Below are 21060 nucleotides of genomic sequence, written 5' to 3'. Positions count from 1 at the left end.
CCAGGAAGCACCGTCGGGACTGTCAAGCTGGCTTTCGGCGTGTCAGCCCTGATTGCAGCCGCAGCAACCCGAAGAGACACGCCAAGGTTGCAGCCGACTTTATCGATCCCTCAACGGCAACGCGCTACTCGATACTGCTGCCCTGTTTATTTCCAAAGCTCAGGTGAAATAAATGCTGACGGTCTACAATTGTATCGTCAACGAACACGATCTGAGACTGGTCGCACTCGCCGCGCTGATCTGCGGAATTTCCTGCTTCTCTGCTGTCAACCTGCTTCAGCACATAAGCCGTTCCACAGATCGGAACCGGCTTGCCTGGCTGATGATCGCGGCCACTTCGACCGGCTTTGGCATCTGGGCAACGCACTTCATCGCCATGCTCGCATTCACACCGGGCATACCCAGTGCTTATGATCCGGCACTCTCCGTGCTTTCGCTCGCTGCTTCGGTCACTTTGACGGCAGCCGGCATGTGGATCGCCACCTTGCGGGATGAGTTCGACTATCATCTCGTCGGCGGCGCCGTGCTGGGCGGCGGTATCGCAGCCATGCACTACATCGGCATGGCGGCGTTCGAGGTTCAGGGCCGTATCGAGTGGAACCTGTTGCTTGTCGCCGTTTCCCTGCTGGCCGGCGTAACGCTCGCGGCGCTGGCGCTGCGTGTCGTGCAGCGCCGCCCCTCCTTGAAGGCGACATCCGGCGGCGCGGTGCTGCTGACGCTGGCGATCTGCACTCTGCATTTCATCGGTATGGGTGCCGTCTCCATCTTCCCCGATCCCTCGATCGTCATATCCGAATACACGATCGAGCCGACCTCGCAGGCTTTCGCCGCCGCCGCCGCCACACTGGTGATCCTGGTTCTGTCGGCATCGGCGCTGTGGATCGATTTGCGCTTCCGTCGCCAGAAGCTCGAGGTCGACCGCATGCACGGCCTGGCCAATGCCGCCGTGGAGGGGCTGATCGTCTGCGACGGCAACCGCATCATCAGTGCCAATGACAGCATTGCGGCACTGACGGGCATCGCAACAGCGACGCTGAACGGAATGCAGCTTGGCGATCTCTTCGGATCCGATATGTCGGGCTTCGGCGAACAGCCGCAGGAGGCCGAATTGAGCGGTCGCGATGGCACGAGCATTCCTGTCGAGCTGATCGCCAGGAGCATCGACTACTGTGGCAAACCGCACAACGTGGTCGCGGTCCGCGATATTCGCGAGCGCAAGAAGGCGGAACAGGAGATCCTGCGGCTTGCCCATTTCGATCCCTTGACCGGACTGGCCAATCGCCGCAGCTTTTCCGGCCGGCTGGAGACGGAAATCGCTGCGATGGGCCGGACCAGGAAAGGCGGCCAGCTTGCGCTTCTGCTGCTTGATCTCGACCGGTTCAAGGAGGTCAACGACCTGTATGGGCACGGCGCGGGCGACGCCATGCTGCAGAAGGTTGCGCAGTGCGCGACCGGTATCCTTCGTCCAGGGCAGATGGTGGCGCGGCTGGGCGGCGATGAGTTCGCCATCATCGCGCCGAACCTGGCCGACCCGTTGGAGGCGGGCCGTATCGCCAACGCGGTGCTGACCGCCATGCGCGAGGAAAACCGGCTCTCGGTCGGCGGCGGCCTTGTGTCGGCAAGCATCGGCATTGCGGTGTATCCGTCGGATGCCGAAAACCAGGCCAGCCTGATAAGCCACGCCGATACGGCACTCTACCGGGCCAAGACCGAAGGCAAGGACACTTACCGTTATTTCGAAGCATCGATGGGGGCCGAGGCCCGCGACAAGCGCGTCATGGAGCACGAACTGCGCCAGGCGGTCGCACGCCAGGAGTTCTATCTCGTCTACCAGCCGCAGAAAGAGATCAGCAGCGGAAAGATGGTCGGCTTCGAAGCGTTGGTCCGCTGGCGGCATCCGACGCGCGGCGACGTGTCGCCGGCCATATTCATCCCGGTGGCCGAAGACAGCGGCGCCATTGGCCAGATTGGCGAATGGGTGCTGACGGCTGCCTGCGAGGAAGCCGCCCGCTGGGAAAATCCGCTGACAGTGGCCGTCAACGTTTCGGCGGTGCAGCTCCACAACACGAATTTCAGCCGCAAGGTCCACGAAACATTGCTGAATTCCGGCCTGGCGCCCGGCAGGCTCGAGCTTGAGATCACCGAGACGGCGCTTGTCAAGGACATGCCGCGGGCGCTGGCCACCTTGCGGCAGGTCAAGGCGCTGGGCGTGCGCGTGGCCATGGACGATTTTGGAACCGGCTATTCCTCGCTCTCCAACCTCCGCGCCTTCCCCTTCGACAAGATCAAGATCGATGGCTCCTTCATCAAGTCGGTCGACAAGAACGGCCAGGTCGCGGCGATCGTGCGCGCCGTCCTGGGACTTGGACGCGGTCTCGGCCTGCCGGTTCTGGCGGAGGGGGTCGAGACGCTCGGCGAACTGAAATTCCTGGACGCCGAAGCCTGCGAGATCGGCCAGGGCTATTATATCGGCAGGCCAGCTCTCATCGAAGAATTCGGCGATCTGACCAATGTCGTCGCACCCGCTGTCGGCAGCAAACCCGCTACCTTGCGCGACAGAAGCGTTCTGGCCTTCGCACCGGCACCTGCGCTAGCCACACGCTAGACTAGAGGCTCTCGGGCTTGAGTGCCGTCTCGACCAGCCGCCTGGCGTCCGGCCCCGACCATTCGGCCGGGCCGTTCATATGGGCGATCAGGCAGCCCTCGCCGTCGACCAGCATGGTGACAGGAAGGCCTAGCGCCAGGCCGCGCTTCTTGAGGTCGTTGAACAGCGCCATCGTCGAATCCCGGTAATAGCCAAGCGTCGCGACGCCGGTATCGCTGAGGAACTTCTTCGGCTTCACATCGTCGCCGGCATCGACATTGACGGCGATCACTTGAAAGGCGTCGCTGCCCTTTTCCTTCTGCAGCGCATCAAGCGCCGGCATTTCGGCACGGCACGGCGCGCACCATGTCGCCCACAGATTGAGCAGCACCGTCTTGCCGGCATGATCGGCAATCGTCATCGGCTTGCCGTCCGGACCGTTGAAGGCAAGGCTCTTCAGGGATTGTGGCGGATCGGCCGGCAAAAGTGCCGCGACCTCACCGGTGGCCGAAGCCGCGACCTTCTTGGCGCGGTCGCTCTTGGCCGCGCAGGCCACGTCGTCCTTGCTCTCACCCACGGCAGCTTGTGCCGGTGCATTGTTGCCAGACCGGCTCTCGCTGACATATACCGCGACCGCGCCCGCCAGCGCGCCCGCCACCAAGGCGGCGAGGATCAGGCGCGGGGCCGGGAAGAATCTACTACCGTCTGCCATTTTCTCAAAACTGCTCCGAAGCACGGGTTATAGCCATGAGCGACAAGAAAACCAGCAACCAGATGTGGGGCGGACGTTTTGCCTCGGGTCCGGCCGCCATCATGGAAGCGATCAACGCGTCTATCTCCTTCGACCGCAAACTCTATGCGCAGGACATCAAAGGCTCGATCGCCCATAGCGAGATGCTGGCGCAAACGGGCATTATTTCGGCGGCCGATCAAGAAAAAATCGCTGACGGGCTGAACACGATCCTGAGAGAGATCGAGGCGGGCAGCTTCGAGTTCTCGACGCGGCTCGAAGACATCCACATGAACATCGAGGCGCGCCTTGCCGATCTGATCGGTCCGGCGGCCGGCCGCCTGCACACCGCCCGCTCGCGCAACGATCAGGTCGCGGTCGATTTGCGGCTCTGGGTCAAGGAGGAGTGCTTTCGCGTCGCCGAGGCGTTGAAGGGGTTGATTGAGGCGTTGCTGGAGCGGGCCGAGGAGCATGCGGCGACCGTGATGCCGGGCTTCACCCATATGCAGGCGGCCCAGCCGGTGACCTTCGGCCATCACTGCATGGCCTATGTCGAGATGTTTTCGCGCGACCTGTCGCGCGTGCGCGATGCCATCGAACGGATGGATGAAAGCCCGCTCGGTGCCGCCGCACTTGCCGGCACAAGCTTCCCGATCGACCGCCACCGGACCGCCAAGGGGCTCGGCTTCCGCGAGCCGATGCGCAATTCGCTCGACAGCGTCTCGGATCGCGATTTCGCGCTCGAGTTCCTCGCTCTTGCCGCGATCTGCGCCACGCATCTGTCGCGGCTGGCCGAAGAGATCATCATCTGGTCGACGCCGCAATTCGGCTTCGTCAGGCTGTCGGACTCGTTTTCCACCGGCTCGTCGATCATGCCGCAGAAGAAGAATCCCGATGCCGCCGAACTGGTGCGCGGCAAGACCGGCCGCGTCACCGGCCATCTGGTCGGCCTGCTGACGGTGATGAAGGGCATGCCTTTGACCTATGGCAAGGACATGCAGGAAGACAAGGAATCGGTATTCGACGCCGCCGAGACGCTCGACCTGATGCTGGCGGCGATGACCGGCATGGTCTCGGACATGACGGTCAACGCAGCCGCGATGAAGAAGGCCGCCGGCTCCGGCCACGCGACAGCAACCGACCTTGCCGACTGGCTGGTGCGCACGCTCGGCCTGCCGTTCCGAGAGGCGCATCATGTCACCGGCCGGGCGGTGGCGCTGGCCGAAGACAAGAAGGTGGGGCTGGAGAAGCTTTCGCTGGAGGATCTGCAGTCGATCGATCCCGGCATCACGGCCGACATATTCTCAGTGCTGGCGGTGCAGAACTCGGTCAAGAGCCGCACCAGTTTCGGCGGCACCGCGCCGTCGGAAGTGAGGAAGCAGATCCGCGCCTGGAAAAAGCGACTGGCGAAAGCGTAATGCCGGATGTTGCGCCAGCAATATCCCGGACATGCGACCAGCAATATCCGGACGTTGCGCCAGATATTGCGACGAGCAATATCTCGGGGTGCAATGCGCCGAGAACTCGGCTAAAAGCGGCGGCTGACAAACGTTTCGGACGGATGGATCGATGACCGGAAGCAGGATTTTGGTGACGCTGACGCTGCTGGTGGCGATCGCGGCCGTTTCGGCCTGCGGCAGGAGGGGCGCTCTCGACACGCCCTATGAGGCGGCCGTGCAGGCGCGCAAGGATGCCTCGAAGGCCCACCAGCCCGTGCCGCCGGAGCCGGAAAAACCGGTCAAGGACAAGAAATTCATCCTCGACCCGCTGATCTAGAGCCGACGAGAGCCGGGCCTCCAAACCGATCTCATCGCGCCCCAACTTTCCGGAACCACTCCCGTGAACCATTTCGACTACCGCGATGGCGTGCTCCATGCCGAGGACGTGGCGATACCAGATATCGCCGCACAGGTCGGCACGCCATTCTACTGCTATTCGACGGCCACCCTGACCAGGCACTACCGGGTGTTTGCCCAGTCTTTCACCGGGCTCGACACGCTGGTCTGCTACGCCATGAAGGCCAATTCCAACCAGGCCGTCCTGCGGACGCTGGCGAAGCTCGGCGCCGGCGCCGACGTGGTTTCGGAAGGTGAATTGCGCCGGGCGCTGGCCGCCGGCATTCCGGCCGGCAAGATCCTGTTTTCGGGCGTCGGCAAGACCGCGCGCGAAATGGACTTTGCCCTTGCCGCCGGCATCCTCTGCTTCAACGTCGAGTCCGAGCCTGAACTCGAGCTGTTGTCGGCGCGAGCCGTTGCCCTCGGCAAGGTGGCGTCGATCTCGCTGCGCATCAATCCCGATGTCGACGCCAGGACCCACAAGAAGATCTCCACTGGCAAGGCCGAGAACAAGTTCGGCATCCCGTGGCAGCGGGCGCGGCAGGTCTATGCCCGCGCGGCAAAGCTTCCCGGCATCAGGATCACCGGCATCGACACCCATATCGGCAGCCAGATCACCGAGCTGCAGCCCTTCGACGACGCCTTCGCCCTGCTTGTCGATCTGGTCGGCGCGCTGCGGGCGGACGGCCATGCCATCGAGCATATCGACCTCGGCGGCGGCCTCGGCATCCCCTATCGCGTCGACAACAACCCGCCGCCGCTGCCCGATGCCTATGCCCAGATCGTCAGGAAGCATGTCACCAAGCTCGGGCTGAAGGTAATGTTCGAGCCGGGCCGGCTGATCGTAGGCAATGCCGGTATCCTCGTCTCGGAAGTGATCTTCGTAAAAGAAGGCGACGCCAAGAACTTCCTCGTCGTCGACGCCGCCATGAACGATCTCATCCGGCCGACGCTCTACGATGCCTTCCACGATATCCGTCCAGTCGTGCAGCCGCCGGCGGACACGCCGCGCATGATGGTCGACGTCGTCGGCCCGGTCTGCGAGACCGGCGATTATATCGGCCTGGACCGCGATCTGCCCAGGCTGAAGGCCGGCGACCTGATTGCCGTCTCCACCGCGGGCGCCTATGGCGCGGTGCAGGCCGGTACCTACAACACCCGCTTGCTGGTTCCGGAAGTGCTGGTCGACGGCGACCGGTTCCACGTCGTGCGCCCACGCCTGACCTATGACGACCTGATCAGGCTGGATTCCGTGCCCGACTGGCTTGCATAGAAGCGCCGGAAACACACCGACCCGTCAAAGGGAGCAATCATGACGAACGGCATCACCGTCACACGCGAGCGCATTGCCGCGATGGAACCGCGCATCCGCCCCTATATCAGGCACACGCCGGTGCTGCGCGTCGACATGGCCGACTTCGATCGGCCGCCGCTGGCCGTCGACCTGAAGCTCGAATGCCTGCAGCATTCCGGCTCGTTCAAGGCGCGCGGCGCCTTCACCAACCTGCTGGAGCGTGCGGTCCCAAAGGCCGGTGTCGTCGCAGCATCGGGCGGCAACCATGGCGCGGCCGTCGCCTATGCCGCCATGCGGCTTGGCCACAAGGCGACCATCTTCGTTCCCGAAGTGAGCCCGGCAGCCAAGCTGGAACGGATCCGCTCCTATGGCGCCGAGCTGATCGTCGGCGGCGCCCGCTATGCCGAAGCGCTGGCCGCCAGCGAACGGTTCGCCGAGGAGACCGGCGCCTTGCAGATCCATGCCTTCAACCAGGAGGAAACGCTCGTCGGCCAAGGCACGCTCGGGCTCGAAATCGAGGCCGATTTGCCTCGGATCGACACGCTGCTGGTCGCTGTCGGCGGCGGCGGTCTGATCGGCGGCATCGCTGCCTGGTTCGCGGGCCGCATCCGCATCATCGCCGTCGAGCCGGAAGGAGCGCCGACGCTGCATCGCGCCTTCGAGGCCGGACACCCCGTCGATGCGCCGGCCGAGGGCATCGCCGCCGATTCACTGGCGCCAAAGCGCGTCGGCGAAATGATGTTCCCGATCGCCGAGGCCTATGTCGAACGCTCGATCCTGGTCGGCGACGACGACATCGTCGCCGCGCAGAAGGCGCTGTGGAACCGAACCCGCATCATCTCCGAGCCGGGAGGTGCGGCCGCCTTTGCCGCGATCCTGTCGGGCCGCTATGCGCCGGCACAGGGCGAACGGGTCGCCGTGCTGGTCTGCGGGGCGAATGCGGATCCCACTACCTTCTAAAGGGCCTGCTGCCTTCTAAAGCGATGCAGGATGGAACTATAACGGTCCACTTCACGTTTTTTCGAACCGCCTCGCCTTTGCCGTGTTTGCTGGTATTCTTTGAGTCGTGAGGCGTCGGGCTATCTGCCCGCTCCACAGCATGATCCCGAAACATGGAATCCCTTTCGGAACAGATCATGCTCAAAGGGATAGGGCCGCATCCCGGTTTCGGGATGCCATAGGCTCAAGGAAGGGCCGATGACGCAACGACCCACCTTCAGCAGCGATCGCGGCCTCGCCGGGCGGCTGGCTTTGAGCAGGCTGGCCACGCGGGTCTCGATGGTGGTCGAGCGCGGCTGGCCGTTGCTGCTTCCCCTCGTCATCGTTGCCAGCCTGTTCCTCAGCATCTCCTGGCTCGGGCTATTCTCCCGGCTGCCGGATATGGCGCGCATCGGCCTGGTCGCTGCCTTTGCCGTAGCAGCACTGGCCGCGCTTTATCCCCTGCGTTTCTTCCGCCTGCCGGGCGCCGGCGAAATCGACCGCCGCATCGAGGCAGCCAATCAACTGTTGCACAGCCCGGTGCTGGTGCAGACCGACCGGCCAAGCGGCCGGGAAAGCAGCTTCTCGCAGGCGCTATGGCGCGAACACCAGAAGCGCATGGCCGGAAAGCTCGACAACCTCGGCGCCGACCTGCCGCGCACGCGCGTGCCGGAGCGCGACCCTTGGGCCCTGCGCGCGGTAGCGGCCCTTTTGCTCGTTACCGCCTTCGCCTTCTCCTTCGGGCCGACGGGCGGCAGGATCAGCGACGGGTTCAATGCCCATGGCGCGCGCGATATCGTGCCGCCGCGCATCGACGCCTGGGTGACGCCGCCGTCCTACACCGGCAAGCCGCCGATCTTCCTGACCGCCGACGCCAACCAGGCCATCCCGACCTTTACGGTTCCCGAAGGCAGTGACGTTTCGCTGCGCGTGACGGGCGGCTCAGGCGAGGAAACGCTCGGCTACGCCGACAAGAATGGCAATTCCCGCGCCATCGACCCGGCTGCACCGCAGGCCGCCGCCAAGCCGGCTGCAAGCCCGGCGACGCCGTCCAAGGTGCGCCAGTTCACCAGCAAGCTGACCGGCGACGGCACGCTGACGCTGACGTCGGGCGAGGACCAGCTCGGCCGCTGGGCCTTCGCGGTCGTACCGGACAAGCCGCCGCAGATCCGCTTCGTCGGCGAGCCCAAGCGCGCCGCCAACGGCGCCTTCGAGCTCAACTACCAGATCGACGACGACTATGGCGCCGCCACCGCCAAGGCGGTGTTCGCGCTTGCCGATCCGCAGGCGCCGAATGCGCGTCCACTGTACGGTGCACCTGAAATGCCGCTGACGCTGCCGCGTCGCGGCGGCAAGTCGAACGCCGCCAGGACCTCCAAGGACCTGACCGAGCATGTCTGGGCCGGCAGCAGCATCAAGCTGACGCTGGTCGCTACCGACGATGCCGGGCACACCGCATCGAGCGAAACCAAGACGCTGCTGATGCCGGAGCGGCCTTTCGCCAATCCGCTGGCACGCGCCGTGATCGAACAGCGCCGCCTGCTGGCGCTCGACGCCAACGCCAAGCCGCGCGTGCTCGACCTGATGGACGCCATCACGCTGCGGCCGGAAGACACCTTCGACAACATGTCCCACTACCTCGCCATCATGAGCGCCCGCACCCGGCTGAAGATGGCCGACAGCGACGATCAATTGCGCAGCGAGGTCTCCTATCTCTGGGAAATCGCGCTCGGCATCGAGGAAGGCAATCTTTCGGCCGCCGAAAAGCGGCTGCGCCAGGCGCAACAGGCGCTGCAGGACGCCATCAAGAATGGCGCCAGCGACGCTGAAATCGAAAAGGCGATGAAGGAACTGCGCGAGGCGATGAACCAGTTCCTGCAGGAATTCGCGGAGCGCGCCAAGCAAAATCCCAACGCCCCGCAGATGCAGCAGAATGGCCAGGAACTGCGCCAGAGCGACATCGATCGCATGATGGACCAGATCGAGAACCTGGCGAAGTCCGGTGATCGCGACAAGGCCCAGCAATTGCTGTCGCAACTGCAGGACATGATGAACAATCTGCAGGCCGGCCGGCAGCAGCAAGGCGGCCAGCAGGACAGCGAGATGCGCCAGCAGATGGACAAGCTGGGCGAGATCCTGCGCCGTCAGCAGGAGATGATGAACGACACCTTCCGCATGGATCAGATGCAGCGCGGCGAGCGCCAGCGCGGGCAGAACCGTGACGAGCAGCTCGGCGAAGGCGGCCAGGATGAGGACAGACCCGGCGTCGGCGAAGACCGCGATCCGCTCGCCCGGCAAAAGCCGATGACGCCCCAGGAATTCGCCGATGCGCTGAAACAGCTGCAGCAGGGCCAGGGCCAGTTGCAGAGCGACCTCGAACAGCTGAAGAAGGGCCTCGAAGGCATGGGTATGGAGCCCAATGAAGGATTTGGCGAGGCCGGCAAGTCCATGGGCAATGCCGAACAGGCACTCGGCGAGGGCGAAGGCGATGCGGCCGTCGGCCATCAGGGCCGGGCGCTGGAAGCGCTGCGCAAGGGCGCCAAGGACATGATGAAGCAGATGCAGGCCATGCAGGGCGACCAGGGTGGCGGCGAGGAAGGCGGCCGCCAGCAGAACGCCGATCGCGATCCGCTCGGCCGGCCGCGCGCCAGCCAGGGTCCCGATTTCGGCGATTCGGTGAAGGTGCCCGACGAGATCGACGTCCAGCGCGCCCGCCAGATTCTGGAAGCGATCCGCAAGCGGCTCGGCAATGCGCTCAGCCCTGACATCGAACGCAGCTATCTGGAACGGCTGCTCGAGCTGAAATAGAGCAATTCCAGGAAATGTGTGAAGCGGTTTTCCGTCCGGAATTGCGAAAAAACAAGGGGATTGCCGCCCCCGTCCATCCCACCTGAAAACCCTCTCGCACGGTTGCACCACCATGCCCAGACTTGGCGCCGTCACACCCATCCTGCGCATCTTCGACATTGCCAAGGCGCGTGAATTCTATGTCGGCTTCCTCGACTTCAAGGTGCAGTGGGAACATCGCTTCGCCGACGACGCGCCGCTCTACATGGCGATCGGCCGCGACGGCTGCGTCCTGCATCTCAGCGAACATCATGGCGACGGTGCACCCGGCATCGCCCTGCGCATCGAGGTCGAGGACATCACGGCTCTTCATGGCGAGCTGACCGGCAAAAACTACCGCTTCGCCAGGCCAGGCGTGGAAGAGACGCCTTGGAAGACCCGCGAGGTATCGGTCGCCGATCCGTTCGGCAACAGGCTGCATTTCTACGAGGATGCCGCCGGCTGACTGAGCCTGTTGACGAAGGCTTCGCGGATCGCATCCTGCATGCCGTCGATCGCCTCGCCTGACGCGTTCGGGTTGCGGTGCATCACCACGTTCGAGGAATCGATGGCGCCGAATCCGTCCGCCGTGGTCAGTTCACGACAGCCGTCCGGAATGTTGCTGCGCGAGATCGGCGCGATCGCCAGTCCGGAGGTGACGGCGAGCTTGAGGCCGCCGGTGGTGTCGCTGGTATAGGCGACACGATAGGCAAGATCGCGCTGCTCCAACGATTTGATGGCGAAGTCCTTGCACCAGCCGGCCCGGTTGTAGAGCGCGATCGGCACCGGCTGTTCCTCATGCATGTGATGCAGGGACGATGTCACCCACACGGTCGGGTCGTGCATCAGCACTTCGCCGCCGGCGGGATCCTGCCATTCGAACACCACGCACAGATCGAGCTCGCCGGCAGCGAGCGCCGCCATCTGTGCCCCGGAATGGGCATAGCGCACGGTGACCTCGACCTGCGTATGACGCTTCGAGAAAGCGCCGAGCGCGCGCGACAGGATGGCGTGGCCATATTCCTCCGGAATGCCGATGCGCACCGGCCCGCCAAGCGGCGCTGCCGCCATCGATGCCGACGTCTCGTCGAGCAGCGAGACGATGCGGCGGGCGTTGACGATGAGTTCGCCGCCGCGCCGCGTCAACGCGACGCCGCGCGAACCGCGCTCGAACAGGCTGGCGCCGATCAGATCTTCGAGCTTCTTCATCTGCATCGACACCGCGGATTGGGTGCGGCCGGCCTGCTCCGCCGCCTTGGTGAAATTGCCGGTCTCGGCAATCGCCACGAAGGTGCGCAGGAGGTCGCTGTCGAGGGTCGGCCGCATGAAATCCGCCATAAGAGAATTTGATTGCTGGCATCATTCCAATTCGTTTGCAACATGTCAAACGGCGGATGATAGTCGCCTCACCCATTGGATATGCGGCTGCGAAATCAGCCGCGGACCAATCAAGAGTCCTCACTCGTGCCCGCTGCCCGAAACGGTGGCGGGTTCTTTTTACCCCGCAGGCGGCAGCTTCGGATCGTACGCGCAGGAGCCTGGATGCAGATGCAAAATCGGATGGTGGGCGGCATCCTGAGCCTGTGCCTCGGCGTGCTGGTCTTTTCGCTGCAGGATCCGCTCGTCAAAGCCGTGTCGAGCGGTTATCCAGTGACCGAGGTGATGGCGATCCGCTCGATCGTCGCTCTGCCAATCCTGATCGTTCTGGTGCATGCCGACGTCGGCTTGCGGGCGATCCTGTCGAAGCGATTCGGCATGCTGACGGTGCGCGCCTTCATCCAGTTCACCTCCTATACGATGTACTACCTGGCCATCGCCGCCTTGCCGCTTGCCGATGCGGTGGCGCTTTATTTCATGGCGCCGCTGTTCATCATGGTGCTGGCCGGGCCCTACCTTGGCGAGCGCGTCTCCTGGCAGACACTGGCAACCGTGCTGATCGGCTTGTTCGGCGTCCTCGTGATGCTGCGCCCCGGCGCAGGGCTGTTCGACTGGGCAGCGCTGCTGTCGCTGGGCTCGGCGGCGCTCTATGGTTTTTCGCAGCTGATGGCCCGCAAGATCGGCGACACCGAATCGTCCACCGTGATGGCCTTCTATCAGAACGGCGCCTATCTGGTTGGCGCCGCCGTGGTTGCCGGCGCGTTTCACCTTGCCGGCATAACCCACGCCGTCCACCCCAGCCTCGAATTCCTGGTAAGGCCATGGCTTTGGCCGACGCTGCCGGATTTTCTCAAGATGGCCGCCTGCGGCTTCGTCGCCTCCGCCGGCATGATCCTGCTGTCGCAGGCTTACCGGATGGCGCCGGCCAACCGCGTTGCCACTTTCGAATATACCGGCATCCTGTGGTCGCCGCTGTGGGGTTTCCTGTTCTTCGCCGAGGTGCCGCGGTCGACGACCGTGATCGGTGCCGCCTTGATCATCGGCGCCGGCCTGCTGGCGCTCAACACCGAACGGCGCAAGAATGTTCCACCCGTGCTCGCTGCCGCCGACCCAGCCTGATCAGGCGAAGCAGATCAGCGCCCGTTCGACACGCGAGCGGATTTCAGCCAGCGTGAAGGGCTTCTGCACGACATCGAGGATGATGCCGTTCAATTCCTCGGCGCGCTCGCGCTGGTCGGCATAGCCGGTCATCAGCACGATCTTGATGGCGGGAAACAATGCTGCCGCCGCTATCGCCATCTCGATGCCGTCCATCTCCGGCATGCGGATATCGGAGACGACGAGATCATAGCCGCCACGCGCGGCCTGGATCAGCGCAAGCCCCTGCGCGCCATCCGCAGCGATATCGATTGTGTGCCCGGCGCGTTCAAGCGCGCGGGCGGCCAGGGTGCGGACGGACTCATCGTCCTCGACGATCAGAAGCTTTGCCATGGCCGGCATATTTGGCCGCCAAAAGTTGACTTTTCCTGAAAGCGCTGAGGATCAGCAAACCTTTTTGCTGCCGCTCAGGCATCCCCTTTGACGACACCGACAAAGGGCAACTCGCGAAAGGCATGGGCTACATCCATGCCGTAGCCGACGACGAAATAGTCGGGGCAGTCGAAGCCGACATAATCGGCATTGAGTTCGGTCTGGCGGCGCATGCGCTTGTCGAGCAGCACGGCGATCGAACAGCTCTTGGCGCCCCGCGACAGCATCAGCTCCCGGGTGAAGCTCAGCGTCTTGCCCGATTCGAGAATGTCGTCGATCAGCAGCACGTCGCGGCCAGCGACCTCATTGTCGATGTCGCGCAGCACCCTCACCTCGCCGCTGCTGGTGCCGGCGCCATAGCTGGAGATGAAGATGAATTCGACCTCCGGCGACAGGCCGACATCGTGCATGGCGCGGATGAGATCTGCGGCGAAGATGAACGACCCCTTCAGCACCGAGATCACCAGGAGGTCATGGTAGTCGTGTCCGGCAATCTCCTTGGCGAGTTCGAGATTGCGCCGCGCGATCGCCGATGCAGAAAACAGGACTTCGATGTTCTTGCCGCGTACAATTGGCATTTTTCGCCCCGCTGATTTTCTTGCCTAAACGCGTTCACGCCCAGCATGTGTTGAGATTCAGGTCAGGCTGAGTCGAAAACGGTGGTTTCCGAGAACCGGAGCGGAGCGTACTGAAGTACGTGAGCACCGGAAGCGCACGAAACCGCCGTTTGCGGCCAGTCTCACCTGAATATCAGCACACGCTATTCGGCGAAGGTGACCGATACAGTTCTTACACCGTTTCTAGGCACGTCGAGCCGGCTGGCAAAGCCGAATCTTTCGCCAGAGGCCAGCGAACGGCCGGATGTCCCCAACGTATAGCGGGTGATGTGCCCGTCATTGCCGGTCACCCGGATTTCAAGCGGCGGCAGCTGCGCCGGTTTGGCGCCGTCATTGGCGGCCTCGCCATCGACGAACAGCGCAGGGTTCGGTCCGGAAGCATCGACGCGTGACGTGACGCCCGAAATGCTGAGCGCCGACGCTTGCGCGCTGGACAGGAACGGCACCTGGCGCACCAGCGCGTGCCCGCCGGAAACCCAGAAGGCGGCCAAGGCAGCGCCGATGCCGGCGATCCAGAAGATCGGCCCGCCGCGCGAGGCTGGTAGCCGCTCCGGCGGGGCTTCGGGCTTGCGCAGCATGTCCATGCCTTCGATGGGTGGCATGACGATCGCACGCGGCAGCGGCGAAACGCTTTCCACGGCAGGTGCAAGGCGCGGCATCACCACGTAATCGGCATCGACGATGTCGGCGGCCGAACCGCGCATGAACCGGTCCGTCGCGGCAATTGCCGCCGGATCGGTCATGATTTCGCCGGAAACCGGGCGCGCGGTTCGATCGTCAGCCATCATGGCCCCAGCATTGCAGCACGTGTTCGCTTTTCGTTTCTTTTGCGTAAACACAAATGGTTAACGCTTCCCCACCGGAGCCCTCGTGACGAGTCGAAAGAGCCTAGGAATTAACCGCCGGTTAACCATGCCGGCCGATGGTCTTTACCCAGAACAGGCCGGCTCACTGCCGTGCCGAATTTCAGGTCGTCGAAATTGATTCGCTTCGAAAATGTCGGCCTCCGCTATGGCATGGGTCCGGAAATCCTCCGCGACATCTCCCTGCACATTCCGGAGCGCTCCTTCCAGTTCCTCAGCGGGCCTTCGGGCGCCGGCAAGACGACCTTGCTGCGCCTGCTGTTCATGTCGCTGAAGCCGACGCGCGGGCTGATCACCATCTTCGGCAAGGATCGCTCCCGCATTTCCCGCACCGAGCTGCCGCATCTCAGACGCCGGATCGGCGTGGTGTTCCAGGATTTTCGGCTGCTCGACCACATGACCACCTATGAGAACGTCGCGCTGCCGCTGCGCGTGCGCGGGCGCGAGGAGGCGAGCTACCGCACCGATGTCACCGAGCTGTTGAAGTGGGTCGGGCTGGGCGAACGCATGCATGTGCTGCCGCCGGTTCTGTCCGGTGGCGAGAAGCAGCGCGCCGCGATCGCGCGGGCGCTGATCGAGCAGCCGGAAATCCTGCTCGCCGACGAACCGACCGGCAATGTCGATCCGCCGCTGGCGCGACGCCTGCTGCGGCTGTTCATCGAACTCAACCGTCTCGGCACCGCCGTGGTGATCGCCACCCACGACCTCGGCTTGATGGAGCAGGTCGACGCGCGCCGCATGATCCTGGCCGGGGGAAGGCTGGACATCTATGACTGAACTGTCCGCCGAACATTTTGTGGAAAGGGAGCAGGACGCCGAGGCGACCGAAGCAAAGCCGCGCGCCCAGCGCAGGATGGCGCCGATCGTGCCGGCGCAGAACATCGCCGGCCGGGCGCTGGTGCTGGTCATCGCCATCATGACCTTCCTGTCCTGCCTGACTTTCGGCGCGGTGACGCTGGTGCGCGACACAGCGTCCGTCTGGGAGAACCAGATTTCACGTGAGGCAACGATCCAGATCAAGCCGGTCGACGGCCTCGACATGGAAGCAGCCCTTACCCAGGCCTCGCAGATCGCCGGCGAATTCCCCGGCGTCAAGGCGACCCGGATCATCGACCGCGAGGCGACCGCGCGGCTCCTTGAGCCCTGGCTGGGCTCGGGCCTCAACATCGACGAATTGCCGGTGCCGCGACTGATCATCGTCACCATCGACGAGAACAGCCCGCCCGATTTCGCCGCCATACGCGCCGCGATCACCCCGAAACTGCCGAGCGCATCGCTCGACGATCACCGCACCTGGGTCGACCGGCTGGTGGCGATGGCCCGCACCACGGTGACCATCGGCATCGCCGTGCTGGCGCTGATGCTGTCGGCGACGGTGCTGACGGTGGTGTTCGCGACGCGCGGCGCCATGGCCGGCAACGGTCACATCATCGAGGTGCTGCATTTCGTCGGCGCCGAGGCACGCTTTATCGCGCGCGAATTCCGCCGGCATTTCCTGGTCACCGGCATGAAGGGAGCGGCGGCCGGCGGTGCTGCGGCAGTGCTCGTGTTCATCGTCTTTTCCTGGTGGTCGTCGCGCAATATGGCGACGCCGCAGGCCGACCAGGCGACCGCCCTGTTCGGCAATTTCGCCATCGGTTCGGCAGGCTATCTCGGTGTCGTCTTGATGGTGCTGGTGATCGGCGGACTGACGGCGGCAACCTCGCACGCCACCGTCGTTGCCTATCTCAGCGACATCGATGTCCGCCAACCGGATGCAGGCTAATTCATGTCCCCCAAAAGTGGGAACGGGTTTTGGGATAACGACATGGATAAAACACGGTGATCACGAATAGAGAATTCGCGTAACGCAAAGTGCGTCTTTTACCTACCCAAGGCCGCATTTCAGGATTAACCATATGGCGATGGACGCGCGGGATTCGACCGGTACGGCTGGGCAGATGCCAGTGGTGGTTGCACGTTCGCATGACCGCCGCGCTGTGAGCCGTCTAAGAGCCACGCTGCGCCTGTCCGCCCTCTCCGTCCTCATCCTTGCAACTTTGTTTGCCGGCGGTTTCGGTTGGTTCGCCAACAAGGTCAGTCACCTGACGACGCCCGCCAATCCGGCCAGGGCAGACGCGATCATCGTCTTGACCGGCGGCCAGTCCCGCCTCGATGCCGCGATGGATCTGCTGGCGTCCGGCAAGGGCGAACGGCTGCTGATCAGCGGCGTGCATCCTTCGGCCAGCCGTCGCCAGCTGCAGGCGGCAACCGGCGGCGACAAGAATCTGTTCTCCTGTTGCGTCGACATCGACCGCGCCGCGCTCGACACGATCGGCAATGCCGAGGAAAGCGCCAAATGGGTCGAGAGCCACGCCTATGGCACGGTGATCCTCGTCACCAACAATTATCATATGCCGCGCAGCCTGCTGGAAATGGGCAGGCTGCTGCATGGCGCCAAGCTCGAGCCCTATCCGGTGGTCAATTCCAACCTCGACAATGGCGGCTGGCTGACCAAGCCGCGGGCATTGCGCGTGCTGTTCACCGAATACAACAAATATCTGCTTGCGCTGGCGCGCGGCATCGTGCCTGTCAAGCCGACGCCCAACGGCATCGCGCTGGCCGAAACCGCGGCCGGCGGCTGATTATTCCCCTGCGGCCGCGCCCGAATTTCCCCTGAGCCGTGCGATCTCCTGCTCAAGGCGTTCGATACGCTTGTCCCGCTCGCCGAGTGCCGCCGCGACGTCGGCTGCCTCGAACCGTTGCGGGATGTGCTGCGGGCAGTTGGCATCCCAGGCCGAGACCGTGAACAGGACGACCTGCTCGGGGCGCGCTCCGTAGCCTTGCGGCATCAGCTTCGCCATCAGTTCGGCATCGTTCTCGACGACGCGCGCGGTGCCCCAGAGCTTGATGCGCTGGCGGTGCATATAGTCGATCAGGAACAGGAACGCCCTTGGATTGTCGGCCAGATTGCCCTGCGTGATGAACTGCCGGTTGCCGGAAAAATCCGCGAAGCCGATCGTATGTTCATCCAGCACCTTGAGGAAGCCGGCCGGCCCGCCGCGATGCTGGACATAGGGCTGCCCCTCGCGGTTGGCGGTCGACAGGAAGACGCTGGTCTGCATTTCGATGAAGGCGGCAAGATCCGGGGTGATGCCGGCCTGCCAGCCGCCACGCTCCTCGACGCGGGCATAGGACTGACGTGAGCCCTTGCGGGCCTGGATCGCCTTGACGGTCGGCGTGAAGGCGACGTCGCAGGTGACAGCATGCGCGTTCATGGAAAGCTTCCTTGCGGCAAGATGCTAAAGTCCGAGCTCCGACAGTGTCGGGTGGTCGTCCGGCCGCCGGCCGAGCGGCCAGTGATACTTACGATCGGCCTCGCCGATCGGCAGGTCGTTGATGCTGGCGATGCGCAGACGCATCAGCCCGTGTTCGTCGAATTCCCAGTTCTCGTTGCCGTAGCTGCGGAACCATGAACCGCTGTCGTCGCGCCATTCGTAGGCGAAACGCACGGCGATGCGGTTGCCGTGGAAGGCCCAGACCTCCTTGATCAGCCGGTAGTCGAGCTCGCGGCTCCATTTGCGCGTCAGGAAGGCCTGGATGGCGTCGCGGCCTTGCAGGAATTCGGCGCGGTTGCGCCAGCGGCTGTCCTTTGTATAGGCGAGCGCGACCCGCGCTGGATCGCGTGAATTCCAGGCATCCTCGGCCATGCGCGCCTTCTGCGCTGCGGTCTCGGCGGTAAACGGCGGCAGCGGCGGGCGGGCTTCGGACATGGCAACTCCTGTGCGAGGCCATGCTGCAGGCAGGGCCGACAGACTGGAATATAAGCCTTCCATCATTCAAAGGCAGATGGCATATTCGTAACTTGTCCTTCCATTTTTCGGAAGAACCTATGGATCGTCTCGAGGCCATGTCGCTCTTTGTCGCCGCGGTGGAGGCCGGCAGCCTTTCCGCGGCCAGCCGCCGTTTCGGCATTCCGCTGGCGACGGTCAGCCGCAAGATTTCCGATCTCGAGCGCCATCTGAACACACGCCTCCTGAATCGTTCGACGCGACGGCTGACACCGACCGATGCCGGCCAGGCCTATCTTGCCGCCTGCCGCCGCATCCTGGACGACGTCGGCGAGGCCGAACGCACGGCCGCCGGCGAATACAGTGTTCCGACCGGCGAACTGGCCATCACCGCGCCGGTCGTCTTTGGCCGCCTGCACGTGCTGCCGGTCGTCACCGGCTTTCTCGCCGCCTATCCCGACGTGGACATCCGCCTGACATTGGCCGATCGCATAACCCAGCTGGTCGAGGACCATTTCGATCTCGCCATCCGCATCGGCCGATTGCCCGATTCGAGCCTGGTCGCCATCGGCGTCGGCGCGATCCGCCGCGTCGTCTGCGCCAGCCCGGCCTATCTGGCCGAACACGGCACGCCAACGACCCCGGAGGATCTGGAAACACACGATTGCATCACCTTCGAGGGGCTCGCCTCCGCCGCCAGTTGGAGCTTCATCAAGGGCAAGGCCGAAATCCCGGTTCGGGTCCGCTCGCGGCTTCAGGTCAACACCGCCGAAGCGGCCATCGATGCCGCGATTGCCGGCGTCGGGCTGACGCGTGTGCTTTCCTACCAGATCGAAGCCGCGCTGCGGTCCGGCGCGCTGCGCGTCCTGCTGCAGGAATTCGAGCCGGCGCCATGGCCGGTAAGCCTGGTGCATGCGGGCCACGGCCTGCTGCCGGTCAAGCTGCGCGCCTTCCTCGATTTTGCCGCTCCGCGCCTGAAGGCGCGGCTGGCGCGGCTGATGTAGCGGAACCAGGCCAACCCATCGGTGGCCGTTCTTCGTCGCCACCCAAAGCGCCCTGCGGCCATTTCCTTTTTTCCCGCGCTTGGTGTAACCAACGCTCACCTCCTCACCGGGCTCCCCCAATGCTCTACATCAGATCGCTGACGTTCAATTTCGTCTTTTACGTCAACCTGATCGTCCAGATGATCCTCTGGACCCCCTACTATTTCCTGTCGCCCCGGCACCGCGCCTGGTTCGTGCCGAAATTCTGGTCGCGCACCTCGATGTGGCTTTACGAGAAGATCGCCGGAACGAAGAACGAGATCACCGGCCGGGAAAACCTGCCCGAAGGCTCCTTCATCCTGGCACCAAAGCACCAGTCGTTCTGGGACGCGATCGCCTTCTTCCCCTTCCTTCAGGACCCGCTCTACATCCTCAAGCGCGAGCTGACCTGGATCCCGTTCTTCGGCTGGTACATCATGAAGATGCGCATGATCCCGGTTCATCGCGGCAGCCGTTCGAAAGCACTGAAGGCCGTGGTCGCCGCGACCAAGGAAGAGATGGCGCGCAACCCTCGCCAGCTCATCATCTACCCCGAAGGGACAAGACGCGCGCCGGGCGACGAACCGGCCTACAAATACGGCATCGTCGAAATCTACACGCAGCTTGGTGTTCCGGTGGTGCCGGTTGCCCATGTCGCCGGCCTCTATTGGCCGCGCCGCAAATTCCTGCGCTATCCCGGCACCATCAAGGCGCGTTTCCTGCCGCCGATTCCACCGGGACTGAGCAAGGACGAATTCATGGCCCGGCTGATCGGCGAGACCGAAGCTGCCTGCGACCAGTTCCTGATTGATGCGGCGCGCGGCCCGAACCCGCCTGCCTTGCCGCCGACAGCGGCGAAAAGGCTGCAAGAGCTGGACAACGCCGCAAGAACCAAAGTCTGAACCGGAAGTCTCCGGCCGGCAGTTCTCAGCCGAACACCGCCAGCGCGGTGGTCAACACCAGCGTCACGGCAAAGATCAGGTTGATGATCCGCGAGGCCGCCGGCCGGCGCAGGAAGCGCGCGAACCCAGCCCCCGCGACAAGCCACAGAGCGTGGATGGCAACGATCATCGGGGCGAGAACCGCCAGCTTCAGCCATAGACCAGGCTCAGTGGCGCCCTGTTTGGACGAAGCACCGGCGAACACGGCGGCGATCGCCACATAGGCCTTTGGATTGGCGACCGCGAGAAGAAATCCAGCCAGCCATGTGGGACGCGAAGTCTCGGCGGCGCGGGCGGCCAGCGGCGGCGCCGTAGCGATCTTGAAGGCGAGATAGAGGATGTAGGCCGCGGAGGCCAAAGCCAGCAACGGCGCCAGCTTCGGCATCGAGGTGAGCACTGCCATGACCCCGGTCGCGACAACCAAAAGCACGGCGATCGTGCCCAGGATGATTCCCCAGGCATAGCCCAGGGAATGGCGCAAACCGAAGGCGGCACCAACGGCGGTGACGCTTATCGTTGCCGGCCCCGGGCTGCCCATGACGACGGCGGAGGCAAGCACGAGCGCGCACAACTGGCGCCAAAGATCCGGCTGCAAAAGAAGCGGCTCAGTCATCTCACCCTCTGTCTTGCCCCGTGCGAAGGAGGCTATGGCAAGACAAGAGGGTCGTCTTGGACGTTCGTGCGAGGAGCGGC

Annotated in this window: 21 protein-coding genes; 13 read left to right on the top strand and 8 right to left on the bottom strand. The window is 64.0% G+C overall.

Going from position 1 to position 21060, the window contains the following annotated elements:
- Positions 1-172 precede the first annotated feature (172 nt).
- Positions 173-2605, top strand: a complete 2433-nt coding sequence (locus EN990_RS10530) for an EAL domain-containing protein (RefSeq protein WP_127388294.1) — start codon at positions 173-175, stop codon at positions 2603-2605.
- Between the two features lies 1 nt (position 2606).
- Here EN990_RS10530 and EN990_RS10525 read toward each other — a convergent pair whose 3' ends face one another.
- Positions 2607-3296 carry a TlpA disulfide reductase family protein gene (locus EN990_RS10525; RefSeq protein ID WP_063169085.1) on the bottom strand — a complete coding sequence of 230 codons (690 nt, stop codon included), beginning with the start codon at positions 3294-3296 and terminating at the stop codon, positions 2607-2609.
- A 35-nt stretch (positions 3297-3331) separates the two neighbouring features.
- Between EN990_RS10525 and argH the strand changes: the two genes are divergently transcribed.
- The 6 genes from argH to EN990_RS10495 all read left to right on the top strand — a co-directional run bounded on the left by argH (position 3332) and on the right by EN990_RS10495 (position 10713).
- Positions 3332-4732 (top strand): argininosuccinate lyase, encoded by a 1401-nt coding sequence (gene argH, locus EN990_RS10520; RefSeq protein ID WP_127388293.1) that lies wholly within the window; start codon positions 3332-3334, stop codon positions 4730-4732.
- 151 nt (positions 4733-4883) lie between these two features.
- Positions 4884-5090 (top strand): lipoprotein, encoded by a 207-nt coding sequence (locus EN990_RS10515; RefSeq protein WP_023811112.1) that lies wholly within the window; start codon positions 4884-4886, stop codon positions 5088-5090.
- A 63-nt stretch (positions 5091-5153) separates the two neighbouring features.
- Entirely contained in the window at positions 5154-6422 is a 1269-nt protein-coding gene (lysA, locus tag EN990_RS10510; protein ID WP_127385275.1) for a diaminopimelate decarboxylase, read from the top strand.
- A 39-nt stretch (positions 6423-6461) separates the two neighbouring features.
- Positions 6462-7403, top strand: a complete 942-nt coding sequence (locus EN990_RS10505) for a threonine/serine dehydratase (protein WP_127369895.1) — start codon at positions 6462-6464, stop codon at positions 7401-7403.
- Positions 7404-7640: 237 nt separating this feature from the next.
- On the top strand, positions 7641-10229 hold the full coding sequence (locus tag EN990_RS10500) for a TIGR02302 family protein (protein ID WP_127385274.1): 2589 nt from the start codon (positions 7641-7643) through the stop codon (positions 10227-10229).
- Positions 10230-10341: 112 nt separating this feature from the next.
- Positions 10342-10713 (top strand): glyoxalase superfamily protein, encoded by a 372-nt coding sequence (locus EN990_RS10495; RefSeq protein WP_063169090.1) that lies wholly within the window; start codon positions 10342-10344, stop codon positions 10711-10713.
- Here EN990_RS10495 and EN990_RS10490 read toward each other — a convergent pair.
- Positions 10692-11573 carry a LysR family transcriptional regulator gene (locus EN990_RS10490; protein WP_024503767.1) on the bottom strand — a complete coding sequence of 294 codons (882 nt, stop codon included), beginning with the start codon at positions 11571-11573 and terminating at the stop codon, positions 10692-10694. The two genes, EN990_RS10495 and EN990_RS10490, sit on opposite strands and share 22 nt — an antisense overlap.
- Before the next feature lie 222 nt (positions 11574-11795).
- Here EN990_RS10490 and EN990_RS10485 point away from each other — a divergent pair, with 222 nt between their 5' ends.
- Complete coding sequence (locus EN990_RS10485) at positions 11796-12743, top strand: DMT family transporter (protein ID WP_164753801.1); 948 nt, start codon at positions 11796-11798, stop codon at positions 12741-12743.
- Here EN990_RS10485 and EN990_RS10480 read toward each other — a convergent pair whose 3' ends face one another.
- From EN990_RS10480 to EN990_RS10470, 3 genes are all read right to left on the bottom strand, one after another.
- The gene (locus EN990_RS10480) at positions 12744-13115 is read right to left on the bottom strand and encodes a response regulator (protein WP_024503765.1); all 372 of its coding nucleotides are present in this window, start codon (positions 13113-13115) and stop codon (positions 12744-12746) included.
- A gap of 74 nt (positions 13116-13189) precedes the next feature.
- Positions 13190-13732 (bottom strand): hypoxanthine phosphoribosyltransferase, encoded by a 543-nt coding sequence (gene hpt / locus EN990_RS10475; protein WP_027162903.1) that lies wholly within the window; start codon positions 13730-13732, stop codon positions 13190-13192.
- Between the two features lie 182 nt (positions 13733-13914).
- Positions 13915-14559 carry a hypothetical protein gene (locus tag EN990_RS10470; protein ID WP_127369225.1) on the bottom strand — a complete coding sequence of 215 codons (645 nt, stop codon included), beginning with the start codon at positions 14557-14559 and terminating at the stop codon, positions 13915-13917.
- Between the two features lie 192 nt (positions 14560-14751).
- Between EN990_RS10470 and ftsE the strand changes: the two genes are divergently transcribed.
- The 3 genes from ftsE to EN990_RS10455 all read left to right on the top strand — a co-directional run bounded on the left by ftsE (position 14752) and on the right by EN990_RS10455 (position 17258).
- A complete protein-coding gene (gene ftsE / locus EN990_RS10465) occupies positions 14752-15411 on the top strand; it encodes a cell division ATP-binding protein FtsE (RefSeq protein ID WP_010911739.1) in 660 nt (219 codons plus the stop codon).
- Complete coding sequence (locus EN990_RS10460) at positions 15404-16399, top strand: ABC transporter permease (RefSeq protein ID WP_013529399.1); 996 nt, start codon at positions 15404-15406, stop codon at positions 16397-16399. The genes ftsE and EN990_RS10460 overlap by 8 nt, the downstream gene beginning before the upstream one ends.
- A 133-nt stretch (positions 16400-16532) precedes the next feature.
- Positions 16533-17258, top strand: coding sequence for a YdcF family protein (locus EN990_RS10455; protein ID WP_024503762.1), 726 nt, complete (start codon positions 16533-16535; stop codon positions 17256-17258).
- Here the strand turns inward: EN990_RS10455 and EN990_RS10450 are convergent, their stop codons facing one another.
- A complete protein-coding gene (locus tag EN990_RS10450) occupies positions 17259-17891 on the bottom strand; it encodes a pyridoxamine 5'-phosphate oxidase family protein (RefSeq protein WP_127370361.1) in 633 nt (210 codons plus the stop codon). It abuts the gene before it with no gap.
- A 24-nt stretch (positions 17892-17915) separates the two neighbouring features.
- A complete protein-coding gene (locus tag EN990_RS10445) occupies positions 17916-18386 on the bottom strand; it encodes a DUF1348 family protein (RefSeq protein WP_013529396.1) in 471 nt (156 codons plus the stop codon).
- Between the two features lie 119 nt (positions 18387-18505).
- On the opposite strand from EN990_RS10445, the gene EN990_RS10440 reads away from it, so the two are divergent.
- A complete protein-coding gene (locus tag EN990_RS10440) occupies positions 18506-19408 on the top strand; it encodes a LysR family transcriptional regulator (protein ID WP_013529395.1) in 903 nt (300 codons plus the stop codon).
- A 119-nt stretch (positions 19409-19527) separates the two neighbouring features.
- The gene (locus EN990_RS10435) at positions 19528-20328 is read left to right on the top strand and encodes a 1-acyl-sn-glycerol-3-phosphate acyltransferase (RefSeq protein ID WP_024503759.1); all 801 of its coding nucleotides are present in this window, start codon (positions 19528-19530) and stop codon (positions 20326-20328) included.
- A 25-nt stretch (positions 20329-20353) separates the two neighbouring features.
- On the opposite strand, the gene EN990_RS10430 is transcribed toward EN990_RS10435, so the two are convergent.
- Positions 20354-20980 carry a LysE family translocator gene (locus EN990_RS10430; protein ID WP_127370221.1) on the bottom strand — a complete coding sequence of 209 codons (627 nt, stop codon included), beginning with the start codon at positions 20978-20980 and terminating at the stop codon, positions 20354-20356.
- Between the last annotated feature and the right edge of the window lie 80 nt (positions 20981-21060).

It is taken from the genome of Mesorhizobium sp. M7A.F.Ca.US.005.03.1.1 (assembly GCF_003997975.1).
In the GTDB taxonomy this organism is placed as follows: Bacteria; Pseudomonadota; Alphaproteobacteria; order Rhizobiales; family Rhizobiaceae; genus Mesorhizobium; species Mesorhizobium ciceri.
Note: the sequence above shows the minus strand (reverse complement) of the source record. Positions and strands in the feature narration are given on the sequence as shown.